The organism is Dyella sp. GSA-30, assembly GCF_027924605.1.
Taxonomy (GTDB): Bacteria; Pseudomonadota; Gammaproteobacteria; order Xanthomonadales; family Rhodanobacteraceae; genus GSA-30.
On the sequence record NZ_AP027042.1, the window covers coordinates 4,073,522 to 4,096,252 of the forward strand.

22 protein-coding genes are annotated in these 22,731 nt (G+C 62.0%); 9 read left to right on the forward strand and 13 right to left on the reverse strand.

The genetic code is table 11. The features are described 5' to 3' along the window. Window positions 1-59: 59 nt before the first annotated feature. Window positions 60-2,459, reverse strand: a complete 2,400-nt coding sequence (locus QMG46_RS16990) for a GH92 family glycosyl hydrolase (protein ID WP_281849034.1) — start codon at window positions 2,457-2,459, stop codon at window positions 60-62. 433 nt (window positions 2,460-2,892) lie between these two features. Further along, a complete protein-coding gene (locus QMG46_RS16995; protein ID WP_281849035.1) occupies window positions 2,893-3,786 on the reverse strand; it encodes a LysR family transcriptional regulator in 894 nt (297 codons plus the stop codon). Between the two features lie 124 nt (window positions 3,787-3,910). Here QMG46_RS16995 and QMG46_RS17000 point away from each other — a divergent pair, with 124 nt between their 5' ends. The 6 genes from QMG46_RS17000 (at window position 3,911) to QMG46_RS17025 (ending at window position 8,979) form a co-directional block, all read left to right on the forward strand. Beyond that, window positions 3,911-4,321: a DoxX family protein gene (locus tag QMG46_RS17000; RefSeq protein WP_281849036.1), complete on the forward strand. Its 411-nt coding sequence runs from the start codon at window positions 3,911-3,913 to the stop codon at window positions 4,319-4,321. Between the two features lie 38 nt (window positions 4,322-4,359). After that, window positions 4,360-5,082: a pirin family protein gene (locus tag QMG46_RS17005; protein ID WP_281849037.1), complete on the forward strand. Its 723-nt coding sequence runs from the start codon at window positions 4,360-4,362 to the stop codon at window positions 5,080-5,082. Between the two features lie 258 nt (window positions 5,083-5,340). Beyond that, complete coding sequence (locus QMG46_RS17010; RefSeq protein WP_281849039.1) at window positions 5,341-6,057, forward strand: HAD family hydrolase; 717 nt, start codon at window positions 5,341-5,343, stop codon at window positions 6,055-6,057. Window positions 6,058-6,074: 17 nt separating this feature from the next. Further along, the gene (locus tag QMG46_RS17015; protein WP_281852915.1) at window positions 6,075-6,899 is read left to right on the forward strand and encodes an NAD-dependent protein deacetylase; all 825 of its coding nucleotides are present in this window, start codon (window positions 6,075-6,077) and stop codon (window positions 6,897-6,899) included. Window positions 6,900-6,948: 49 nt separating this feature from the next. Next, window positions 6,949-7,830: a CHAD domain-containing protein gene (locus QMG46_RS17020; protein ID WP_281849041.1), complete on the forward strand. Its 882-nt coding sequence runs from the start codon at window positions 6,949-6,951 to the stop codon at window positions 7,828-7,830. Between the two features lie 117 nt (window positions 7,831-7,947). Beyond that, entirely contained in the window at window positions 7,948-8,979 is a 1,032-nt protein-coding gene (locus tag QMG46_RS17025; protein WP_281849042.1) for an aldo/keto reductase, read from the forward strand. Between the two features lie 45 nt (window positions 8,980-9,024). On the opposite strand, the gene tadA is transcribed toward QMG46_RS17025, so the two are convergent. The 4 genes from tadA to QMG46_RS17045 form a co-directional block, all read right to left on the reverse strand. Continuing rightward, on the reverse strand, window positions 9,025-9,513 hold the full coding sequence (tadA, locus tag QMG46_RS17030; RefSeq protein WP_281849043.1) for a tRNA adenosine(34) deaminase TadA: 489 nt from the start codon (window positions 9,511-9,513) through the stop codon (window positions 9,025-9,027). Window positions 9,514-9,639: 126 nt separating this feature from the next. Continuing rightward, on the reverse strand, window positions 9,640-10,692 hold the full coding sequence (locus tag QMG46_RS17035) for a hypothetical protein (RefSeq protein WP_281849044.1): 1,053 nt from the start codon (window positions 10,690-10,692) through the stop codon (window positions 9,640-9,642). Continuing rightward, window positions 10,689-11,363, reverse strand: coding sequence for a cupredoxin domain-containing protein (locus QMG46_RS17040; RefSeq protein ID WP_281849045.1), 675 nt, complete (start codon window positions 11,361-11,363; stop codon window positions 10,689-10,691). Before QMG46_RS17040 ends, QMG46_RS17035 begins: the two co-directional genes overlap by 4 nt. Before the next feature lie 141 nt (window positions 11,364-11,504). Then, window positions 11,505-12,479: an oxidoreductase gene (locus QMG46_RS17045; protein WP_281849046.1), complete on the reverse strand. Its 975-nt coding sequence runs from the start codon at window positions 12,477-12,479 to the stop codon at window positions 11,505-11,507. Between the two features lie 95 nt (window positions 12,480-12,574). Here QMG46_RS17045 and QMG46_RS17050 point away from each other — a divergent pair, with 95 nt between their 5' ends. Beyond that, the gene (locus QMG46_RS17050) at window positions 12,575-13,513 is read left to right on the forward strand and encodes an AraC family transcriptional regulator (RefSeq protein ID WP_281849047.1); all 939 of its coding nucleotides are present in this window, start codon (window positions 12,575-12,577) and stop codon (window positions 13,511-13,513) included. A 6-nt stretch (window positions 13,514-13,519) separates the two neighbouring features. Here QMG46_RS17050 and QMG46_RS17055 read toward each other — a convergent pair whose 3' ends face one another. Then, window positions 13,520-14,503 carry an NAD-dependent epimerase/dehydratase family protein gene (locus tag QMG46_RS17055; RefSeq protein ID WP_281849048.1) on the reverse strand — a complete coding sequence of 328 codons (984 nt, stop codon included), beginning with the start codon at window positions 14,501-14,503 and terminating at the stop codon, window positions 13,520-13,522. A 116-nt stretch (window positions 14,504-14,619) separates the two neighbouring features. Between QMG46_RS17055 and QMG46_RS17060 the strand changes: the two genes are divergently transcribed. Next, a complete protein-coding gene (locus tag QMG46_RS17060; RefSeq protein WP_281849049.1) occupies window positions 14,620-15,165 on the forward strand; it encodes a helix-turn-helix transcriptional regulator in 546 nt (181 codons plus the stop codon). A gap of 6 nt (window positions 15,166-15,171) precedes the next feature. Here the strand turns inward: QMG46_RS17060 and QMG46_RS17065 are convergent, their stop codons facing one another. The 5 genes from QMG46_RS17065 to folD form a co-directional block, all read right to left on the reverse strand. Continuing rightward, window positions 15,172-15,825: a glutathione S-transferase family protein gene (locus tag QMG46_RS17065; protein ID WP_281849050.1), complete on the reverse strand. Its 654-nt coding sequence runs from the start codon at window positions 15,823-15,825 to the stop codon at window positions 15,172-15,174. Between the two features lie 45 nt (window positions 15,826-15,870). Continuing rightward, complete coding sequence (locus QMG46_RS17070; RefSeq protein ID WP_281849051.1) at window positions 15,871-16,221, reverse strand: YciI family protein; 351 nt, start codon at window positions 16,219-16,221, stop codon at window positions 15,871-15,873. 475 nt (window positions 16,222-16,696) lie between these two features. Further along, window positions 16,697-18,280, reverse strand: coding sequence for a glutamine-hydrolyzing GMP synthase (gene guaA, locus QMG46_RS17075; RefSeq protein ID WP_281849052.1), 1,584 nt, complete (start codon window positions 18,278-18,280; stop codon window positions 16,697-16,699). A 130-nt stretch (window positions 18,281-18,410) separates the two neighbouring features. Further along, window positions 18,411-19,868 (reverse strand): IMP dehydrogenase, encoded by a 1,458-nt coding sequence (gene guaB, locus QMG46_RS17080; RefSeq protein ID WP_281849053.1) that lies wholly within the window; start codon window positions 19,866-19,868, stop codon window positions 18,411-18,413. A 76-nt stretch (window positions 19,869-19,944) separates the two neighbouring features. Beyond that, on the reverse strand, window positions 19,945-20,799 hold the full coding sequence (gene folD / locus QMG46_RS17085; RefSeq protein WP_281849054.1) for a bifunctional methylenetetrahydrofolate dehydrogenase/methenyltetrahydrofolate cyclohydrolase FolD: 855 nt from the start codon (window positions 20,797-20,799) through the stop codon (window positions 19,945-19,947). Window positions 20,800-20,889: 90 nt separating this feature from the next. On the opposite strand from folD, the gene QMG46_RS17090 reads away from it, so the two are divergent. Beyond that, entirely contained in the window at window positions 20,890-21,489 is a 600-nt protein-coding gene (locus tag QMG46_RS17090) for a GNAT family N-acetyltransferase (protein ID WP_281849055.1), read from the forward strand. On the opposite strand, the gene moeB is transcribed toward QMG46_RS17090, so the two are convergent. After that, on the reverse strand, window positions 21,450-22,619 hold the full coding sequence (moeB, locus tag QMG46_RS17095) for a molybdopterin-synthase adenylyltransferase MoeB (protein WP_281849056.1): 1,170 nt from the start codon (window positions 22,617-22,619) through the stop codon (window positions 21,450-21,452). The two genes, QMG46_RS17090 and moeB, sit on opposite strands and share 40 nt — an antisense overlap. Window positions 22,620-22,731: the final 112 nt, after the last annotated feature.

The following is a 22,731-nucleotide window of genomic DNA, read 5'->3' on the forward strand; positions in this document are numbered from 1 at the left end:
TCCCCAGGCGCCGCATGCGATCGATTCAAATCAGGTGTCAATGAAAATCCGCGCGGTGATCACGAATGCGGTGGCGAGAACGACGGCGGCACATACTTGAGATCGCTGCCCCAGCTCGTGTCGGCGCTGCTTTGCAAACTGAAATTCAAATGGCCACCATGCTCGACCACGCTCGCCGGCAGCCAGGGTTTGACATGCGCCTTGCCATTGAACGTCAGCGCATGCACGAACGGCACATCGGTACCGGCCTGCGGCGCGTCGATCACCAGATCGCCGCCGGCGCGATGCACCACCGCGTGCGTGAACAAGGGGCTGCCCAGCATCAGCTCGGCGCGACCGGGAATTTCCGGATACATGCCAAGCGCCGACCATACGTACCAGGACGACATCTCGCCAAGATCGTCATTGCCCGGAATGCCGTCAGGCGTGTTCTTCCACAGCGTGTTCACCACGATGCGCACCGACTCCTGCGTCTTCGACGGCTGACCGGCGAAGTCGTAGAGCCACGGCGCGGCGACCGACGGTTCGTTATCCAGCTCCGAATGCAGCGGACCGGCCTTGGTCAGCGCCCACTTGCCGCTGTCGTCATGGAAGAAACGATCCAGGCGCGCGCTGGCTTTCTGATAGCCGCCCAGTTCATCGAACAGACCATGCACGTCGAACGGGATCATCCACAGGTAAACGGCAGCGCTGGCTTCGACAAAACCATCGTCGGTTTCCGGCTTGAATGCCGGCCAGCTACCGTCCGCGTTGCGGTTCTGGATATAGCCGCCCTCTGGCGTCGCGTTCGGATTGAAGATATTGCGCCAATAGCCCGCGCGGGTCAGGAACTGCTTCTCGCCCGCCTTGTCGCCCACCTGGGCAGCAAGCTGGGAGAGCGCAAAGTCCGCGGTGACGTCTTCGAGCGTTTCGGCCGCACCACCCCAAGCGTGCGACTGCGTCGCGATGTAATGCAGCTTCAGCCACTGGTCCAGCGATGGGCGCTGGCCCACGCACTCCACATTGCAACCATCGTCGGAGCTGTCGTGTGCGGTCGGCACGGTGGCCGCCTTGACCAGCGAGGCGTACGCACCCTTGAGATCGAAATCGCGCCCGCCGAACGCGTAGATATCCGCCAGCGCCGGCACGGCCGGGTCACCACTCATGACGTGGGTGCCACCGCTGTTGTGCGTCCAACGATCCCACTCGCCATCGTTCTGCCTGGCCTGGTTGTACAGCGACTGTGCGATATCGCTGCCGATCTTGGGATTGATCCAGGTCACCAATTGGAGATGCGAACGATAGATATCCCAGCCTGAGAAATTGGCGTATTGGATTTTCTGGCTGCCATCGACGCGATGGGTCTGCTGGTCGAAACCGCGGTACTCGCCGTTGACGTCGCTATAGACGTTCGGATGCATCAGCACGTGATACAGCGCGGTGTAGAACGTGGCGCGCTGATCGGGTGTACCGCCGTCGACGGCGATACGGCCCAGCGCATCGTTCCACGCCGTGCGCGCCGCGTCATGCACATGCGCGAGACTCGTGCCCTTGGGGATTTCCGCTTCCAGGTTCGCCTTGGCATTGGCGAGGCTGACATAGGAGATGCCGACGCGGACCGTTACCGGCCCCTTGGCCGGATCAAACGCCAGCCATACGCCCGAACCCTTGCCGGGCTCCGGAAAACCCTTGTCGCCGTAACCTGTGCCGCCCTTGGCAGAGGTCGAACCCGGCTTGACCTGATCGTTCTCCCACGCGCCGACATCGCCGATCGGCTGGTCGAAACTGGCGACGTAGTAAAGCGTGTAGTAGCTGCGCTGGTCGGCCTTGGCGAGGTAGCCACAGAAGTTGCCGCTGGTGACCGAACCGCTGACCGTGTTGGCCGCCTTGTCGACCTGCACCTGCGAATCGCTCGAGCCGACTTCGGAATCCGAAGCGCGAATCAGCAGGTTCGCCGGCTTGCCTGCCGGAAAGCTAAAACTCGCCATGCCGCTGCGCATGGCCGCACCCAGTTCGACCTTGACGCCGTCGGCCAGCGTCACGCGATAGTCGCCGGCCTTGGCCATCTCGTTGGCGTGCGTGAAGTCGCTGGCGTACGTGCCGTCTTTCAGATCGGCCGACGGCGAACTCGTCACCGCTTGCGTGATCGGCATGAACGGCACATCGCCGCTGGCACCCGCACAACCAGCGCCGGACAGATGCGTCAGGCTGAAGCCGCGGATACGTGTGGCCTTGTACTCGTAACCGCTGGGCGACGCCGTATGCGTGTGCTTGCCGCGCGTGTTTTCCGGACTCCACTGCAGCATGCCAAAGGGCATCACCGCACCGGGGAACGTATCGCCACCGTTGGTCGTACCGATCAACGGGTTGACGGCGTCGGCGGGGGACACGGCGCTTTGCGCCCATGCACTGCCAGCCATCGCCAGGGAAACGCTGGCGCACAGAACGAGGGACTTTATCGATGCAACGGAACGGGACATAGGCGACATCACGGACTCAGACGAAGGGGGGAATGCCAAACACCGCTCGCGCGGCTTGGCCCTTGGCCGGGTTCGTCGCAAATTCGCCAACATTTTCTGTTGCCATACGACGGTCCCGACTCGGTTGATCCAAGACAACTGACACGCGGCCTCGAGAGGCCCCTGCAACTCAAACGCCTGGCCGCAACCGGGCCGTGTATGCGTGGCCGGAAGCACCCAGACAAAAATTTAGATCGATCCAAATTTCGTGCGGAAAAATGTGCGGTTAGGTCTTCTGTAGTCTGGAATGTCCCCGGGAATCGATGGTGGCGATGCGAAAGACGCAGCTGGATAAACACCGTCAGCCTGCGTGTGGCGGCGACTCTACATCGAAATTTAACGGACGGCTATGCCCCCAAACGATGTTGCGTTGCGGCAACGAAAACGATTGCTGTCAAAGCGCCCGCGTCGGCGCCGCAAAGCAGCCGCGCAGAAAGTCAGCGAAGGTGTGGATCAATAACGAGGTTTGCCGGTGTTGCGGATAGACCGTATGTACAGCAGCCACCGGCGGTCGCCATGCATCCAGCACGGTGACCAACTTCCCCGCTTCGATCGCGGCGCCCACAATGAAAGTCGGTAGATAGGCAATGCCGAGATCTTGAATCGCTGCATCACGCACCAGTTCACCGTTGTTCGCACGCATGCGTCCGTTCACCGTGATACGCGTTGGCGACGCACCGCCAAACAACCATTCGACGTGGCGGCCGTGCCCGTAAAGCAGACAGTCGTGCGTGGCCAGATCAGCCGGATGCTCCGGCGCACCATGCCGCTGCAAATACGCAGGGCTGCAACACGTAACGATCGTCATCGGTGCGATGCTGCGCGCGATCAGCGACGAATCGGCCAGGCTGCCGATGCGCACGGCGAGGTCGTAGCCTTCACCAAGCAGATCGACTGTGCGATCGCTCAAGTCGAGTTCAATCGATACCTCAGGATAGGCCACGAGGAACTTCGGTATGACCGGACTAAGGTGCATCGTGCCGAACGACATCGGCGCGGTAACGCGCAGCCTGCCGCGCGGTATGCGATTGGTACCGGAAATGCGCTGCTCCAGACCGTCGACATCCTGCAGGATGCTGCGTGCCTGTTCTTCGTAAGCACGCCCCAGGTCGGTCGTGCGCAAATGCCGCGTACTGCGCGTCAGCAGCCGCACGCCCAGGCGCGCTTCCAGCGCCATGATGCGTTTACTCAGGAACTGCTTCGATAGCCCCGCTTTTTCGGCCGCGGCCGTAAAGCTCCCCGCATCAACAACCTCGATAAACAGCCGCATGTCTTCGAGCTGGCTCATTGTCAACTCCATGGCGACAGTGTCGCGCATTCTACGTGGTTTATCAGCCCCTGGGGCGACATTAGCATGTGCTTCAACAGATCCGCCGGACATCCCGGCCCCAGACACCAAGGACACCGCGCTCATGAACACTCGCAACCTGCCAGCCGTCGCCCTCATCGGCCGCGTATTGCTCTCCACCCTTTTCCTGATCAGCGGCTTCGGCAAACTTGCCGCACCCGCAGCGACCAAGGCTTACATCGCCTCCGCTGGCCTGCCCTTGCCAGACCTGGCCTATATCGTGGCGGTCATTGTCGAAGTGGGCTTCGGCCTGGCGCTGCTGGTGGGCTATCGCAGCCGCATCGTCGCTACGGTCATGGCGCTGTTTACCCTGGCTGCCGCCTTCGGTTTTCACGCTCACTTCAATGACCTCAATCAGCAGATTCATTTCCTGAAGAACTTCGCCATCGCCGGTGGCCTGTTGCAGATCGCAGCGCTTGGCGCAGGCGCCTGGACCATCGATGGCCTGCTTGCACGTCGTAGCACTTCGCACTGATCGATCCAAACCGATACTTACTTATTACGGAGAACGCCATGTTCGATATTCTCAAAGCCAATGCTCGCGGCGTCGCCAATCACGGCTGGTTGAATTCACGTCATAGCTTTTCGTTCGGCCACTACTACAACCCCGAACAGATCGGCTTTTCCGACCTTCGCGTGATCAATGACGACCGCGTCGCACCGGCGCAGGGCTTCGGCCAGCATCCGCACCGCGATATGGAAATCTTTTCCTATGTGCTCGAAGGCAGCCTGGAACATAAGGACAGCATGGGCACCGGCTCGGTGATCCGCCCGGGCGATGTGCAGCTGATGAGCGCCGGTAGCGGCGTGACGCACAGCGAGTTCAATCACTCCAAGAACGAGCCGGTGCACTTCATGCAGATCTGGCTGATGCCCGCGGAGCTCAATGCCGCGCCGCGATACCAGCAGGAGCATTACGCCGATGAAGAAAAGCGTGGTCGTCTGCGCCTGATCATTTCGCCGGATGGTGCGGAAGGTTCGCTGAAAGCGCGTCAGGATGCGCGTGTTTATGCCGGCTTGTTTGATGGTACGGAATCGGCCACGTTGACGTTGCAGGCGAACCGCTACGCTTATATCCAGGTGGCTCGCGGCAGCGTCACGGTGAATGGGCAGCGCTTGAATGAAGGTGACGGCGCGCGTGTTCGCAAGGTCAATAGTTTGAGCTTCAGTGATGGCGATAAGGCCGAGGTGCTGGTGTTTGACTTGCGGCCGAATGAGTTGCCGCAGATGGGGTGAGTTTTGGGGTGGCACGAAGATCAAGAGCCCCCTCACCCCAGCCCTCTCCCCCGGCAGAGCCAGGGGAGAGGGAGCCTACTGAGGCAACCTCAAAGGTCCGCACTTGCGCAACGCAAGCCTCCTCTCCCCTGGCTTCGCCGGGGGAGAGGGTTGGGGTGAGGGGGCCGGGGACTCGCGAAATCCCCAGCAAAAGCTTGAAAACCCCGCTTTTCGCCCCTTCTATACTGTTATCCCATTCCAAAAAACAGACCCAGCCCCATGATCGAACTAGTCGGCTTCGATGGCGACGATACGCTGTGGCATAGCGAAGGCTATTACCAGAGCGCGCATGCCGAATTCGAACGTATCGTCGGTCGCTATGCCGACCTGGAAAACCTGCGCCTGCACGAGCGTTTGCTGGAAACGGAGCGACGCAACATCAAGCTGTTCGGCTATGGCGCCAAGGGCATGACCTTGTCGATGCTCGAAGCGGCGATCGACGTGACCGACTCGCGCATCAGCGCTACGGATCTGCATCGCATCATCGCCATCGGCAAGGATGTGCTGGCGCATCCGGTGGAGCTTCTGCCCGATATCCGCGCCGCCGTCGAAGCCGTCGCCGGACGCTATCGTGTCGTGCTGATCACCAAGGGCGATCTGTTCCACCAGGAGCAGAAAGTCGCCAGTTGTGGCCTGGCCGATCTGTTCCAGCGCATCGAGATCGTGTCCGAGAAAGACGAGCGCGCCTATCGCCGCGTGCTCGGTGAATGCGCGGTGCCGATGCAGTCCTTCGCCATGGTCGGCAATTCGCTCCGCTCGGATATCGCACCGGTCGTCACCCTTGGCGGCTGGGGCGTGTATATGCCGTATCACGTCACCTGGGCACACGAAGCCGATACCGATTTTGCGGACAGCTCGCCGCGTGTCATGCGCGTGGACGGTGCAAAAGATATCGTCGGCGCACTCGACGAACTCGATCGGCGCGCTGCGGCATGAACACCACTGCCACGGCCATGCTCGACAGTCTGGAGCGCGATCGCGCACGACTCGCGCAATTCATCGAACGCCATCCCCGCCTGTTCGTGCTCACCGGCGCCGGTTGCAGCACGGACTCGGGTATTCCGGACTATCGCGATACCGATGGTGGCTGGAAGCGACCGCCACCGGTCACGTTCCAGGCCTTCATGGGTGAGGAATCCACGCGCCGGCGTTACTGGGCTCGCAGCCTGGTCGGCTGGCGGCGCTTTGGTCGCGCTCATCCCAACGATACCCACCGCGCCCTGGCGAAGCTGGAGCAAGACGGCAGGGTCGATATCCTGATCACCCAGAATGTCGACCGCCTGCATCAGGCCGCGGGCAGCGAGAACGTGGTCGACCTGCATGGCCGGCTGGATCTGGTGCGCTGCATGCACTGCGAAACACGTAGCTCCCGTAGTGATTTCCAGCATGCCCTGGAACACAGCAACCCGGACTGGCTGCATCTGGAAGCCACCGACGCCCCCGACGGCGACGCCGATCTGGACGGCCTGGATTTCTCCGGGTTTCACGTACCGCCCTGCCCACGCTGCCAGGGCATCCTGAAGCCCGACGTGGTGTTTTTCGGCGAGAACGTGCCGCGCGAGCGCGTCGACGCCGGCATGCGCGCTGTACAGGACGCCGATGCCCTGTTGGTGGTCGGCTCGTCCCTAATGGTCTACTCCGGCTATCGCTTTGCCTATGCCGCCTCGCGGGCTGGCAAGCCCATAGCCGCGCTCAACCTGGGCCGGACCCGTGCCGACCCTCTGTTGACCCTCAAAATCGACCAGCCTTGTGCAGCAGCCCTGGGTTTCGTCATATAGTCGACCTCCGATCTGCGTTCCTGTCGTTCTCCGGTCGAGACGAAATCGTATGAATGCACAGAAGTCCCTGGTAGCTGGTCCGGATCATTCCAACGGCGAGTTTCGCCGTTGCTGCCGCGCTATCGAGGGCTATCTGCAAAAAGCCGAGCAGGCGCGCATCGATCTGCTGCTGCAGTACGACGCCAAGCGACTGCATAGCTGGCGCGTGAACCTGCGTCGCGTAACGGCCACCCTGGACAAGCTGATCCATATCCACGGCGGCGATGAAGCGAACGTCTTGCTGGAAACGCTCAAGCAACATCGTGACGCCACCGGCTCCAGTCGTGACCTGGATATTCTTGCCGAAGAAACATTGCCTGCGTTTGCCACCGAACATCCCGGCAGCATCCCGACACCCGCGTTGTGGCAAAAACTGGAGCAGCAACGTAATCAGGCGCGCCATGACATGCTCGAGGCGCTGCGTGAGCATTCATTGACCCCATGGATCGCCGACTTCAACGCCTGGTCGCAGAAACATGATGCGCCCAGCGACAAGACACTGCGACACGCAGCGTCCGCGGCGATCGAATCGGCACATCGCAAACTTTCCAGACGCGCGGACAAACTCGACGGCGGCCGCAAACCCTTGCATCGCATGCGCACGGCAACGAAAAAGCTTCGCTATACCATCGAACTTTTTCAGCATGCGTTTCCGCATAAGGCCGCACAAGCATGGCTTGAAGCGCTGACCGATCTGCAAGGTCAGCTGGGCAAGGCGCACGATCGGATGACGGGACGCAATCTGGGCAGCGTATTGCTCGCCGATCAAAGCGACGAGAAATTCGTCAAGCAGTTGCGTCGCTGGAGCAAACGCACGGCGCATCGCGCGACCATTCATGCCGACACCTCATACAAACACCTTTCCAAATTGGAACCGTACTGGCGTGGTTGATGGCTGAAACAGAGAGGCTGTTTAAATAAATTTTCATGTGCATGGCGGCGTGCCCGCCCTTGCAATCAGGCAAGCCAGCGCCATTCCATTGTTTTTACCTCACTGGCAGGAGTTCACATGGAATTTAGACGTCTAGGTGCATCGGGCTTCAAAGTCCCCGTCTTGAGTTTCGGTACCGGCACGTTCGGCGGCAAAGGCGAGTTCTTTCAGGCCTGGGGCCAGACCGATGTGGCGGAAGCCAAACGCTTGGTCGACATCTGCCTCGACGCCGGCCTGAACATGTTCGACAGCGCCGACATTTATTCCGGCGGCGCCGCCGAGTCGGTACTCGGCGAGGCGATCAAGGGCCGCCGCGACAAGATCCTGATTTCGACCAAGGCCACCTTCCGCTTCAGCGACGAACCGAACGACGTGGGCTCGTCGCGCTTCCATCTGATCAACGCCGTGGATGCTGCGCTCAAGCGACTGGGCACCGACTACATCGATCTGTTCCAGCTACATGGTTTCGATGCGCTGACCCCGGTCGAGGAAACCTTGTCGACGTTGGACAATCTCGTGCGTGCGGGCAAGATCCGCTATCTGGGCGTATCGAATTTCTCCGGTTGGCACCTGATGAAATCCTTGGCCGTGGCCGACCGCTATGGCTACACCCGCTATGTCGCCAATCAGGCGTATTACTCGCTGATCGGGCGCGACTACGAATGGGAACAGATGCCGTTGGCCGTCGACCAGGGTGTGGGCGCCGTCGTCTGGAGCCCGTTGGGCTGGGGTCGTCTCACCGGCAAGATTCGTCGTGGCCAGCCGCTGCCGGAAACCAGCCGTCTGCACAAGACCGGCGACATGGGTCCGCAGATGCCCGACGAACTGCTCTATCGCGTGGTCGATGCGCTGGACGACATCGCCAAGGAGACCGGTAAGACCGTCCCGCAGATCGCCTTGAACTGGTTGCTGCAGCGTCCCACCGTCTCGACCGTCGTCATCGGTGCGCGCAATGAGGAACAGCTCAAGCAGAACCTCGGCGCCGTCGGCTGGAATCTCACCACCGAACAGGTAGCCAAGCTCGATGCGGCCAGCGAAGTCACGCCGGCGTATCCGTATTGGCATCAGAAGGGATTTGGCGAGCGCAATCCGTTTCCGGTGAAGGTGTGAGGGTCTAAAGCCGCCCGCCACCAAGGGTAAAGCCGGCTACCGGCTTTACCTTCGGGAACGAAAAAACTCCCGCAACATCGTCGACGCTTCATCCGCCAGCAAGCCGCTTTCCACCTGGACGCGATGGTTGTGCCGCTCGGAAACCAGCGTATCGAACACGCTGCCGGCCGCCCCGGTCTTTGGATCGGTGGCGCCATAGACCACCCGTGCAATTCGCGCGTGCACCAGCGCCATTGCGCACATGGCGCAAGGCTCCAGCGTCACGTAGAGCGTTGCGCCGATCATCCGATAGTTGGCCAGCTTCTCGCCGGCCGCCCGCAACGCCTGTATCTCGGCGTGTGCGGTCGGATCGTTGAGCGTGATATTTCGGTTCCAGCCCACGCCGATAATCTGGTCGTCGAGCACCAGCACGGCACCCACCGGCACCTCGTTCTCGGCATCGCGCGCGTGTTCGGCAAGCTGCAGGGCGCGGCGCATGTAGTTTTCGTCGGCGGCTGAAAACGCCTGGGCGGGTACGGGGCTTTCGTCGGTCATGAGGGTGCGCCGTGGAAGGGTCGCGAGGAGCGACGTCGGGCGACTCCATCGTGGATCAGGCGGCAGAATACTAGAAAAGCCGGCCAATCGCCCCGACAGGGCGATTGGCCAGCCATTTTCTAAAGATCAAGACGGACGCTTTTCACGGGTCAACAGAAGCAGCAGGCGATCGCGTACATCGCGAACCAAGGCGCTTCCGCCTACCGCACTTATCGCATGTCGATCGTTATCGAATGCGTCGGCCAGCCTGGCGAGCGGACGCCAGGTAAAGAACCATTGCAACCACACATACAGGGCCGCGCATACAGCAAAAAACGCGATCCCGACGATCGACCAGAAGGCCTCCTGGTCGATCCCACGATCGGAACGAGTCGACGGATTCAGTGCAACCAGTGCGGCGTGGCCACTGCTCAGCTTGAGCGGCGTGACCCAGATATCGGCCGACTGCAAACGCATCCCCGTGCCCTGTTCGCTGCCTGCGGCAAGAATCTCCTGGCGATGCGCGCCCAACAATTCGACAAGACCCGCATCGAGGCCACTCGAATAGGACACCGGCTGCGGCGAAGCATCGAGCACCAGCGCGACATCGCCATGTACCAGGTGCCCAACCTTGGCGAAGAAGCTCTCGCTGGCATGCGAGGCGGTAATCAAATACCCCTGCGGCGTGCGGCCCCGCAGCAACGGGCTCACGACGACCCAAAGCAGATCGCCCTGATCGAGCCATGCGCCCTGCACCGTCGTGAGCTGGCTGATCGATGCCACGACCAGCGGGTCGTGCGAAATGCTCGCGCGGTCCTTGCCCAACGTACCGATCGCGGTAATCGGCGTACCGGTCGGATCGAGAAGCATGACGATATCGTCGCCATGGCGGCGCTGCTTCAGCAAATCGCTGATCGACAGATTGTCGACCGCGCCCCCAAGCTGCGGATTGGGTACCAACGATTGGGTGACATAGTCGACGAAGGCAGGATCGCCGGCCAGCGTCTGTGCACGAAGCTGTAGCATTTCCAACTCCTGTGCCTGCAAGTCATGCACGATCTCGCTGGACGTCTGCAAACGCGCCAGGGCACGCGCCCGCTCTCCCCGATGGGCGTTCCATAGCGCGGCGGCCGTGGCCAAGGCTGCGCAAACGATCACAAGAATCCATCCACCCCATAACGCTTTGGTCGCGGGCTTCATGGATGCGCGGCCTGATTCAATTCCGTGGCGACGCGCGGCTTGATCGCGACCAGTTGCAACGAGACATCTTTTTGCGGCGCACCGACAGGCTGGCTTTTAAGGGTTCCGCGAGGATTCCAGGCATACAGAGTCCCGGGACCCGGCGGCAAACCATGGAGCGAGAAACTCCCGTCGGCTGCTACCGCCGCCATGTATGGCGTGGGCACGACCAACAGGTCCAGCTCCATGAAGTGATGCACATTGCAGCTCACCAGCACGGGGCCTGGCTGAGTAAAGCGGTGACTCAATACTTCGCCGACTTTCTGAAACTGGTAGTTGAAAACCGATCCCGGCGTGGACGAATACAGGTTGTGCAGCACCTGGTCCAGGTTGGCGAACTTCACCGTGCTGCCGGCAGGGATCGCCATCGCCGCGGGGCGAAAATCCTGATCGACCGAATACACCGTGTAAGTCCCCGGCCGTACTTTGGCCTTGCCCGACTTGGGCACGAAATAGACGAGCGTGTCGGTCACTTCGCCAGCGGCGAGGACCTGCCCCGGATTGGCGACCAGCTCCACGTGGCCGGAAATCTCCGATCCCGTGGATGCGTGCATTTGATGCGCAGTGGCGGCGCTGGCCGTCGCGGCCAGCCCGCCCAGTGCCATGGCAAGGCACAGACGAAGAACGAACATGTAGCCCCCTGAAGTTGCGTCGACGATTGTCTGGAATGCAAACCCGTCGCAGCTTATAGAGTGGAGCAACATCAATCTAATTGATTGATGAAATGAAGTTCATTCGTTTGGCCTATGGCAGATCCGTTACATATCCTTGAATTACGCCGGTAGCGATACGCCGGTAAGTTTCTCGCTCAAGACCCAAAGCTGTTCGGCCTCGTCGTGATCGATCGCCCATGGGCGCACGCCAAGCGAGGCTTCCGAATCGGCTGCTACGGCCTGTGCGATATCGCTGTTCTCGCAATACAGGCCACCCATGCCATCGAGTTGTGGACTGGTGGCACACCACACGCTGGTCGCCGCACCCTGCGGTGGCGACTTCATATCACGCGATGGATCAAAAACAGGCGTGCCATCCTCTCTGACGAAACCGGTAGCGACCAATTCCTGCTTGCTCAAATGCCGCGCCAGTTCCGTGACGATACCGCCCGGGTGCAAGGCAAATGCGCGGATGCCATAAGGCTGACCGAGCTGATCGAGCTTGATCGCAAACAACGCGTTGGCTGTTTTCGACTGACCATAGGCCACGCGCTTATCGTAGTCACGATGCTCGAACTGCGGATCGTTGAAATCCACCGGCGAAATACGATGGCCACGAGATGACACCGATACGACGCGCGCGCCGCCGGCCCGGCGCAATGCCGGCCATAGACGCAGCGTCAGTTGATAGTGGCCAAGGTGATTGGTGGCGAACTGCGATTCATAGCCGCGTGCATCGCGTGTCAGCGGATTCATCATCACCCCGGCGCTGTTGATCAGAATGTGCAGCGGCTGTCCGGTTGTCAGAAACCGCTCGGCAAACGCATCGATGGACGCCGGATCTATCAGGTCGAGCGATTCGACCGTGACATGGGCGATGCCATCGAGGTTCTTGTGTGCGCGTTCGAGATCGCGCGCCGGCACGATGACCTTGGCACCAGCCGAGGCCAGGGCCTTAACCGTATCGATGCCGATGCCCGAATAGCCGCCAGTCACGATGGCGACCTTGCCGCTGAGATCGATGCCCGCGATAACGTCATAGGCCGTCGAGGCCGGGCCGAAGCCCGAGGAAATGGGGGATTGCTGGTGGGACATGGATGACTCCCGTTCGAAGTGGCGCTCACTATGCGCCGCCGGGACCGGATTTCGAATGCTTGTTCATACGGATTTCTTGCGCCAAAATCCGGACCATGGCCGATCCACTCTCCGATATCCTCGAACTGGTCGACGCTCAGTGCGCCATGAGCGGCGGCTTCCGTGCCGGTACGCGCTGGTCCCTGCGCTATCCGCCGCCGACCCAGATCAAGTTCTGCGCCATGATGAAAGGCCATGGCTGGTTCATGCTCGACGACGGCGCCCTGCCGATCGAGCTCGATACCGGCGACGTAGTGCTGATCAATAGCGACAAGCCGTTTATCCTGACCAGCGATCCGGCACTCGATCCGATCGACGCCACCACGATATTCGCGCGCAAGGTCGATGGCATCACCCGCTACGACGATGGTGACGACACGTTCATCCTCGGTGGCCACGTCACGCTCGACGAAACACGTGGGCATCTGCTGCGCGACGCTTTACCACCCGCGCTTCATGTCAGCGCGGCCTCCAGCGAAGCGGCCATTCTGCGCGGGTTGTTGCAGCAACTCGTCGGCGAAATCGCCCAACGTCAACCTGGCTCCGCGCTGGCTTCGGCCAATCTTGCACAACTGATGTTCGTGCAGATGTTGCGTGCGCATCTGGAATCGAACGATCGACTGGTCAGCGGTTGGCTGCAGGCGCTGGCCGATGGGCGTATCGCGCCGACACTGCAGCTGATGCACGGCGACCCAGGCCGCAACTGGGGCCTGGAAGAACTGGCCAGGGAGGCCAACATGTCGCGCACGACCTTCGCCGAGCGCTTCAAACAGGTCGTCGGCATGGCACCGCTGGCCTATCTCACCCGCTGGCGCATGTACCTGGCCGAGCGCGCCTTGATCGAAGAAGACACACCCGTCGCCCAGCTCGCCTTCTCGCTTGGCTACACCTCCGAAAGCGCTTTCAGCAATGCGTTCAAGCGCACCATGGGGCTGGCGCCGAAGCGCTACCGTTCGCGCGCGAAGCCGGCAGCAGATGTGCTCGACTCCGTCTGACGCAACTCACATCACGGGATACGGCCCGTCGGTAAACACCGTGTCGTGATATCCCTTGCTGCCCACCTCGCGGGCGAGCGGGCTGCGGATATCCGTGCCGTTACGTAGAGTGTCCAGCACATGTTGAAAACCGTAACGCGGTTGCCAACCCAGCGCCTCTCTGGCGCGCGTATTGACGTAGACGCGATCGAGCCCGTCGAGAAGGTGCCAGCCTTGCGCTGCGTAAAGCGATGCGCATGCCGGAAAGCGCGCCTGCACTACCTGATCGGCATGTAACCTGATGCTCGCCAGGTCACCGGGCTCGAATGGCGTCGTCGCCGAAACGATGTAGCGGCCAAAACCCAGCCTGGGTGCCGCGTCCAGCGCCAGAAGATGCGCGCTGACGACATCCTCGATATCGGCTCGCCGATACAACAGCTCATTGGCCTGCGCATTGTCCGGCGCAAAAGCCGAGCGCACCTGCGGATCGTCATCGGCCTCGGGGAAAAAGCGCGATGTGCGCAGCACGATCGCTGGAAGTCGATGCCGCCTCGCAAACAGTTCGCACAGATTCTCCGCCGCGAGCTTGCTCACGCCATAGATATTCTTCGGCACCGGAACAACGTCTTCCGTGATCCATGCCGCCGGCTCGCCGGCTGGTGGAACGAGCGCCGATCCAAATACGCTTGTTGTGCTTGTAAATACAAACGCACCGACCTTGCGACTTGCCGCCTCTTCAAGAAGATTGAGCGTGCCGGTGATATTGGTATCGATAAAATCCTGATATGCATGCGTGGCGACGTGCGGTTTGTGCAGCGTTGCCGTGTGGATGATCTGGTCGATACCAGCCAAGCACTCGCGCACGAAAGTGCGGTCGCTGATCGACCCCACTCGGTCCGTGAACGGTGACGGCTTGAGATCGATGCCAAGTACGTCTCGGCCTGCTTTTCTCAACGTACGCATCAGCGCTTCGCCAAGATGGCCCGCGCTGCCGGTGACCAATATCTTCATGTGCGTCCTCTTGCCTGGGGAGGTCGCGGTCGCGACCGTCCCGCCACATCACGTTAGCAGCCACAGCCAGCGCGATATACGCATAAAATATGCACGGCATCCCAAGGAGCACGCTCATGGGCACGATCAACGCTTTCGGCTTCGACATGCGCCGCATGCGCCTGCTGCGCGGCATGAAACAGCAACACCTGGCGCAACTGCTCGGCGTGGACCAGGCAACGATATCGCGCTGGGAACGCGGCACGCTCTCACCCTCGAAAAAGCAAGGCGACGCCGCGCGCCGTCTGCTGGTGGACACACCGGCGCCGACGCAAGACGCAGCGCTGAAACGCCTGGTCGAATCATCGACGCAAAAAGTGCATCTGATCTGCAGCCGCAGCCATCGCCTGCTCGCCGCATCCCCTGCCCGCACGGCCGCATGGCAAGTCGATGCCACCACACTGCTCGGCACCTCCATGCTCGGCTACGCCAGCGACGATATCCTGCAGGCCGAGGCGAGCTTGAACGAACTCGGCTGGCACGAGGGCGAGATCGCCGCGCTCGAAGTGCGCACCGGCGCAAACCGCGACCCGCACGTACCGATCGTGCCTGGAACGATGCTGTGGGAACGCATCGTGCTGGCGGATGGCACGATCGGGCGCCTGGTCACTACGCTGGCGTGAGCCGGATCAGCTCGCTTGCCGGGCAGCGGTGTTGACCGCCAATTGAGCCGCGAAAGCCCGTTGATAAGCAGGCCGCGCTTCGCCGCGGGCGACATAGGCAGCCAGGTTCGGAAATTCACCCAGGATGCCCGACGGCCGGGTCCTGAGCAGCACCGATACCATGATCAGATCGCCCACGCTGAATGCACCATCGAGCCACTCGGCATCGCCCAGGCGAACCGAAAGCTGACCTAACCGCTGACGGATACGGTCCGCCACTAGCGGCACGCGTTCCGCGCTCCAGGGCTTGTCACCTTCCGCAAACTTGGCGTTCGAGAGTTCGAGGATCGGCGGTTCCACCGTGCTGAGCGCGGCAAACATCCAGGTAATGGCGCGCGCCCGGGCATCGGGATCGGTCGGCAGCAGCCCCGTATGACGCTCGGCGATATGGAAGACGATCGCGCCGGTCTCAAATAGCGCAAGAGTGCCTTCTTCATACGTTGGAATCTGGCCAAACGGGTGAAGGCGCAGATGCGCGGGTGCCTTCATCGCCTGCGGCGAAACGAGGCGAACCTCATAGGGTTGGCCAGCCTCTTCAAGCGCCCAGCGAACGCGCGTGTCGCGTGCCAGTCCCTTGCCACCATCGGGCGAGCATTCAAAAGCGGTAATCGTGATCGTCATCGAATGGCTCCTCTAGACCAGCATCGGTAGCTGTGGGTTCTGAGCTTAGTTAAATGGCCGAATCTCGATCTCACTCGGGCCGGGCATGGGATTCGGGCAGCGCTTCACCCAGGCGAGCGCCTCGTCCATGTCCCTGACGTCCCAGATCCAGAAGCCGGCGACCAGTTCATGGGTTTCGGCAAAGGGCCCATCGATCACCCTGCGACTGGGACCGTCGAATGCGACACGCTTGGCCTGCGAGGTGGGCTGGAGGCCCTCGGCCATGAGCAGAACGCCAGCCTCGCGCAGCTCGTCGTTGAACCTGCCCATCGCCGCCATCATCCCGGCCACCCACTCCGCCGAGGCCGTCCCGTTTTCGCTCTGGTCGGTTGCCTTCACGAATACCATCACGCGCATCGCCTTTCTCCCACCCTGGAGCCGGCTTTACCGGCTTGATATAGGAACGACGAACAAGGCTTTAGAAAATCGACAGCATCCCGAGAATTTTTTCTGCGCTCGAGACTTAACCGGATCGAGCCTCTTTGGAACCCGGAAAATTTCAGCGTTCTCCAGACTGCACACGGACACAGGTATACCCCAGACGCAGATCCGACGTCCCTGCCTCCGCGGCGCCTTCAGGGTCGAAAGAAGCCATGTCGTTCGACGTTCGCGGATCATCGAAATGCCCCGGATGAGCCGCTGGCGTTTGAGGGGCTAGTGGGTACTGCTGCGCCGGCTCTCGGACATGCTTGCCCGAGAGCTCGGTTTCCCGCATAGGAAAGAAACAGTAGCAGTAGCGCGCAAGCTCCGATCGAGGCGGGTTTTCGGTGCACGAGATGCGCTTTACCTGGTGGGCTGGGACCGCTTTAGCACCCAGTGTATCTCGCGTCCGTCATTCCCACTCGATTGTCGCCGGCGGCTTGCCGCTGATGTCGTAGACCACGCGGGAGACGCCACGCAGTTCGTTGATGATGCGATTGGACACCTTGCCCAGGAACTCGTACGGCAGGTGCGCCCAATGCGCGGTCATGAAGTCGATGGTTTCCACGGCGCGCAGCGCGATCACCCATTCGTAGGCGCGCGCATCGCCCACCACGCCGACTGATTTGACCGGCAGGAACACGGCGAAGGCCTGGCTGGTCTTGTCGTAGAGATCCCAGGCGCGCAGCTCTTCGATAAAGATCGCGTCGGCGCGCGCCAGCAGCTCGGCGTACTCGGCTTTGACTTCGCCGAGGATACGCACGCCCAAGCCAGGGCCCGGGAACGGGTGACGGTAGACCATTTCGCGCGGCAGGCCGAGTTCGACGCCGATGCGGCGGACTTCGTCCTTGAACAGTTCGCGCAAGGGCTCGACCAGCTTGAGCTTCATATGCTCGGGCAGGCCGCCGACGTTGTGGTGGCTCTTGATGACGTGGGCCTTGCCGGTCTTGCTGCCGGCCGACTCGATCACGTCGGGGTAGATGGTGCCCTGCGCCAGCCACTTCACTTCGCCGCCGCTGGCCTGGGTGAGCTTGGCCGACTCCTCGTCGAAAATCTCGACGAACAGGCCGCCGATGATCTTGCGCTTGGCTTCCGGGTCGTTGACGCCGGCCAGCGCATCGAAGTAGCGCTGCGCCGCGTTGACGCGGATGACCTTGACGCCCATGTGCTGCGCCATGGTCGCCATGACCTGGTCGCCTTCCTGCCAGCGAAGCAGACCGGTGTCGACGAAGACGCAGGTAAGTTTGTCGCCGATCGCTCGATGCAGCAGCGCCGCGACCACGGAGGAATCGACGCCGCCGGAGAGACCGAGCAGTACCTGATCGTCACCGACCTGGTCGCGTACGCGGGCGATCTGGTCTTCGATGATGTTGGCGGCCGTCCACAGCGTGCGGCAACCGCAGATGTCGGTGACGAAGCGACGCAACAAGGCTTCGCCCTGCTTGGTGTGCGTTACCTCCGGATGGAACTGCACGCCGTACCAACGCTTTTCCTCGTTGGACATGGTCGCCACTGGCACACGATCGGTGCGGCCGGTGACGGTGAAGCCCGGCGGTTCTTTCGCGACGTGATCCCCATGGCTCATCCACACATCGAGTGCGGGCTTGTCGGCCGGGTGATCGGTAAGGCCCTTGAGCAGGCTGTCCTGCGCGATGATCTGCACGGTGGCGTGGCCGAACTCGCGTGCGTCGGCGGCCTCCGTCGCACCACCCAGCTGCGCGGCGAGGGTTTGCATGCCGTAGCAGATGCCGAGCAGCGGCAAGCCCGAATCGAAGACCTCTTGCGGCGCCTTGGGTGCACCTTCGAGCGTGGTCGATTCCGGGCCACCGGAAAGAATGATGCCCTTCGCACCGAAGGCAGCGATCTCGGAGGGATCGTGGTCCCAAGCCCAGATTTCGCAATATACACCGATCTCGCGAATACGGCGGGCGATCAGCTGCGTGTACTGCGCGCCGAAATCGAGGATCAGAATTTTATCGGTGTGGATGTTGGTCATGGGGGCCAGTACATGCAAACGAAAAATGGGAGCAGCGAGGAATCAGTAGATAGTCAAAAGGAGCAAGAAACGAGCATCAAGGCGTCCGCCCTGCACTCTTTTCTCACTCCTCTTCACTCACTACTCGCCTTCAGGAATTCAGCCGATAGTTCGGCGCTTCCTTGGTGATCTGAATATCGTGCGGGTGCGCTTCGGTAACGCCGGCCGAGGTCACCTTGACGAATTGCGCGTTGTTGCGCACGTCGTCAATGGACGCTGCACCGAGGTAACCCATCGAAGCGCGAAGACCACCGATCAGCTGATGGATGATGTTGCGCAGCGGACCACGATACGGCACGCGACCCTCGATGCCTTCGGGCACCAGCTTGTCCGGGTCGGCATCGTCCTGGAAGTAGCGGTCCTTGGAACCGAGCGCCATCGCACCGAGCGACCCCATCCCGCGATAGCTCTTGTACGAGCGGCCCTGAAACAGTTCCACTTCGCCCGGCGATTCTTCAGTGCCGGCAAACATGGAACCGAGCATCACGGTCGACGCGCCGGCGGCAAGCGCCTTGGGGATGTCGCCCGAGTAACGGATGCCGCCATCGGCGATCAGCGGGATTTCGTCTTTCAGCGCAGTAGCGACCAGGTCGATCGCGGTGATCTGCGGCACGCCCACGCCGGCAACGACGCGCGTGGTGCAGATGGAACCGGGGCCGACGCCGACCTTGACGGCATCGACACCGACGTCGAGCAGCGCACGCGCCGCTTCGCCGGTGACGATGTTGCCGGCGATGACCTGCACCTGCGGGTAGTTCTTCTTGACCCAACCGGCACGCTCGATCACGCCTTGCGAATGACCGTGCGCGGTATCCACCACCAGCACGTCGACGCCGGCATCGACCAGCGCGGCCACGCGCTGCTCGGTATCGCCGCCCACGCCGACGGCCGCGCCGACCAGCAGGCGCTCGAGGCGATCCTTGGCGGCGTTCGGGTTGTCACGGGCTTTCTGGATGTCCTTGACGGTGATCAGACCGCGCAGCTGGAAATCGCCGTTGACGACCAGCACCTTTTCGATGCGGTTCTTGTGCAGCAGTTGCAGCACTTCGTCCTGGCTGGCGCCTTCGGGTACGGTGATCAGCTTTTCCTGGCGCGTCATGATGTTGCGCACCGGGTCGTCATGCTTGCGCTCGAAACGCAGGTCGCGGCTGGTAACGATGCCGACCAGCTTTTCGCCGTCGACGACCGGCACGCCGGAGATATTGTGTGCGCGAGTAAGCTGCAGCACTTCGCGAATCGAGGTGTTCGGGCCGACCGTAATGGGGCTGCGGATCACACCGGCTTCGAATTTCTTGACCAGTCGAACTTCGGCCGCCTGCTGCTCGGCGGTCATGTTCTTGTGGATGATGCCGATGCCGCCGTTCTGCGCCATGGTGATCGCCAGACGCGCTTCGGTCACCGTATCCATCGCCGCGGAGACGATGGGAATATTGAGCCGGAGGTTACGGGTCAAACGGGTGGAAGTGTCTACGTCGCGGGGAAGGACGGCCGAATGGGCCGGTACGAGGTAGACGTCGTCGTAGGTGAGAGCCTCGGCGAGGATGCGCATGCGAAAAGTCCCGCTGCAAAGAGAGGATTATACGCGCCATCCCGATGGTGCGCCACACCATCGGTACCGGGCTGCGTCAATCCGTCCGCGCCTCGGCAGCCTCGAGGGTATTTTCCATCAGCGTGGCCACGGTCATCGGGCCGACACCGCCGGGGACCGGCGTGATCCAGCTGGCGCGCTCGGCAGCGGGCTCGAATTCCACGTCGCCGATCAGGCGTCCGTCGTCCAACCGGTTGATGCCGACGTCGATCACCACCGCACCAGGCTTGATCCATTCGCCCTTGACCAGACCGGGGCGGCCGACGGCAACGATCACGATATCCGCCTGCCGGACAAACCCTTCCAGATCCTGGGTGAATTTGTGGCAGGTGGTGGTGGTGCAGCCGGCGATGAGCAGTTCCAGCACCAGCGGTCGACCAACATGGTTGGACACGCCCACGACCACGGCGTGCTGGCCGCGCACCGGGCGATCGGTATGCCCCAGCAGGGTCATCACTCCCTTGGGAGTACACGGGCGCAGACCGAAGCGGCGCAACGCCAGGCGGCCGAGATTGACGGCCTGGAAACCGTCCACGTCCTTGTTGGGGTCGATGCGGTCGACCAGCGCGTCTTCGTCAATATGGTCGGGCAGCGGCGACTGCACCAGGATGCCGTGCACCGCGGGGTCGGCATTGAGCCGGTCGATCAGGGCGAAGAGTTCTTCCTGACTGGTACTGGCCGGCAGGTCGAAGTCGAAGGAGCGGAACCCGACCTGATGGCAGGCCTTGCGCTTGTTGCGCACATAGACCGACGAACTGGCGTCGCTGCCGACCAGCACCACGGCCAGCCCCGGCTCGGCCAGCCCCTTGGCTTTGCGCTCGGCTACACGCTTGGCAATGCGGTCCAGCAGTTCCTGGGCTATCCGCTTACCGTCGAGGATGCGAGCGCTCATGGCATTTTCCTTATCCTGCAAAGCGCGACATTATCCTGACTCGACCTTGGCCGCACAAACGATGTCGGCTATTTACCAACAAGAGTCATCATGGCCACTGTTTCCGTACCCGTCCCCACCCCGTTGCATGCCCCGCCGCTACTGTTACGTCCCTGGCAGGACGACGATGCGCCGGCACTGTACGAAGCCATTCGCGAGTCGATCGAGAGCGTCGGGCGCTTCATGCCCTGGTGCCATCCCGAGTACCGCCTGGACGAAGCCCAGGCATGGACGGCCCATTGCCGCGCCAGCTGGCTCGAAGGCAGCATGCACGACTTTGCGATCCTGACGACGGAAGGCCGCCTGCTCGGTGCGGTCGGGCTCAACCAGCTCGACTATCGCAATTTTCGCGCGAACCTGGGCTACTGGATCCGCGATTCGGCCCGCGGCCAGGGCTATACGGCACTGGCTGCACGCACGGTGGCGGCGTTTGGCTTCGGGTCGCTTGCTCTACAGCGCATCGAAATTGTTGCCGCCGTGGACAACCTGGCCAGCCAGCGATGCGCCGAGAAGATCGGCGGTCAACGCGAAGGGATCGCACGTCGGCGTATCTGGATGCATGACGAGGCGCACAACGCCGTGGTCTACGGACTCGTCCCCGACGACCTGATTCAGCCGGCCGCGGCGCACCAGCGCACGATGTCTTCGTAGCCTTCGAAGATCGCCTGCGGCCCGCAGCCCGGGCATTCCGGATCGCGCCGCAAGCGGGTTTCGCGAAAACGCATGCCCAGAGCATCGAACGACAACAAGCGTCCGACCAACGGTTCGCCGAGCGCCAGGATCAGTTTCAAGGCCTCGGTCGCCTGTAGCAGACCGACGATGCCGGGCAGCACGCCAAGCACGCCCGCCTCGCTGCAATTGGGCGCATCGGCCGCTGCGGGTGGCTCGGGGAACAGACAGCGATAGCACGGCGAATCGGCACGGCGTGGATCGAACACGCTGACCTGGCCGGTGAAGCGTTCGACTGCGCCGTAGATCATTGGCATTTTCAGACGCTGGACGGCGGCGGCAATCAGGTAACGCGCGGCAAAGTTGTCCGCGCCATCGATGACGAGGTCGTGGCCTTGCAGCAAACGTTCGACGCTATCGGCCTGCAGGCGCTCGCTATGCAGATGCACTTTGATGCGCGGATTGAGCGCCGCCAGCGTCAGTTGCGCCGACTCGGTTTTCAGCATGCCCACGCGCGCGTCGGCATGGATGATCTGGCGATGCAGATTGGAACGTTCGACACGGTCGTCGTCGATCAACGTGATTTCGCCCACACCCGCCGCTGCCAGATAAAGCGCCGCGGGAGCGCCCAGGCCACCGGCGCCAAGCAGCGCGACTTTCGCCTTGCCGAGCTTGGACTGCCCTGCTTCGCCCACCTGGGGCAAACGCAGCTGGCGCGCATAGCGCTCGGCCGCGTCGCTATCGATGGTGCCGGCGGTGACCGGCAGGCCCTCGGTTTTCCAGCGCGTGAACCCGCCGGCGATCGAGGCAACCTTGCTGTAGCCCATGCGTTGCAGGGCTTCGGCCGCGAGCAGCGAGCGTTGTCCGCTGCCACAGATCAGCAGGATCGGTCGATCACGATCGGCCTCCTGCTGTTCGATGCGCAATTCGAGAAAGCCGCGTGAGATGCCCAGCGCACCGGTGGCGATACCGCTGGCGCGTTCGTCGTCTTCGCGTACGTCGATCAGCAACGCACCATGCGCTTGACGTGCGATGGCTTGGGCGGGGGTGATTTCTTCGACTTGCTGACGGAGGGCGGCGAGCCAGCTGTCGCGGTTTAGGGCGTCGGTCATGGGGTTAGTTTACGCCGCTGGAACGAGAGCGCCCCCTCACCCCAACCCTCTCCCCCGGCAAAGCCGGGGAGAGGGAGTTGAGTGAGGAGAGCTTCAGTGTTTCGATCTTGCG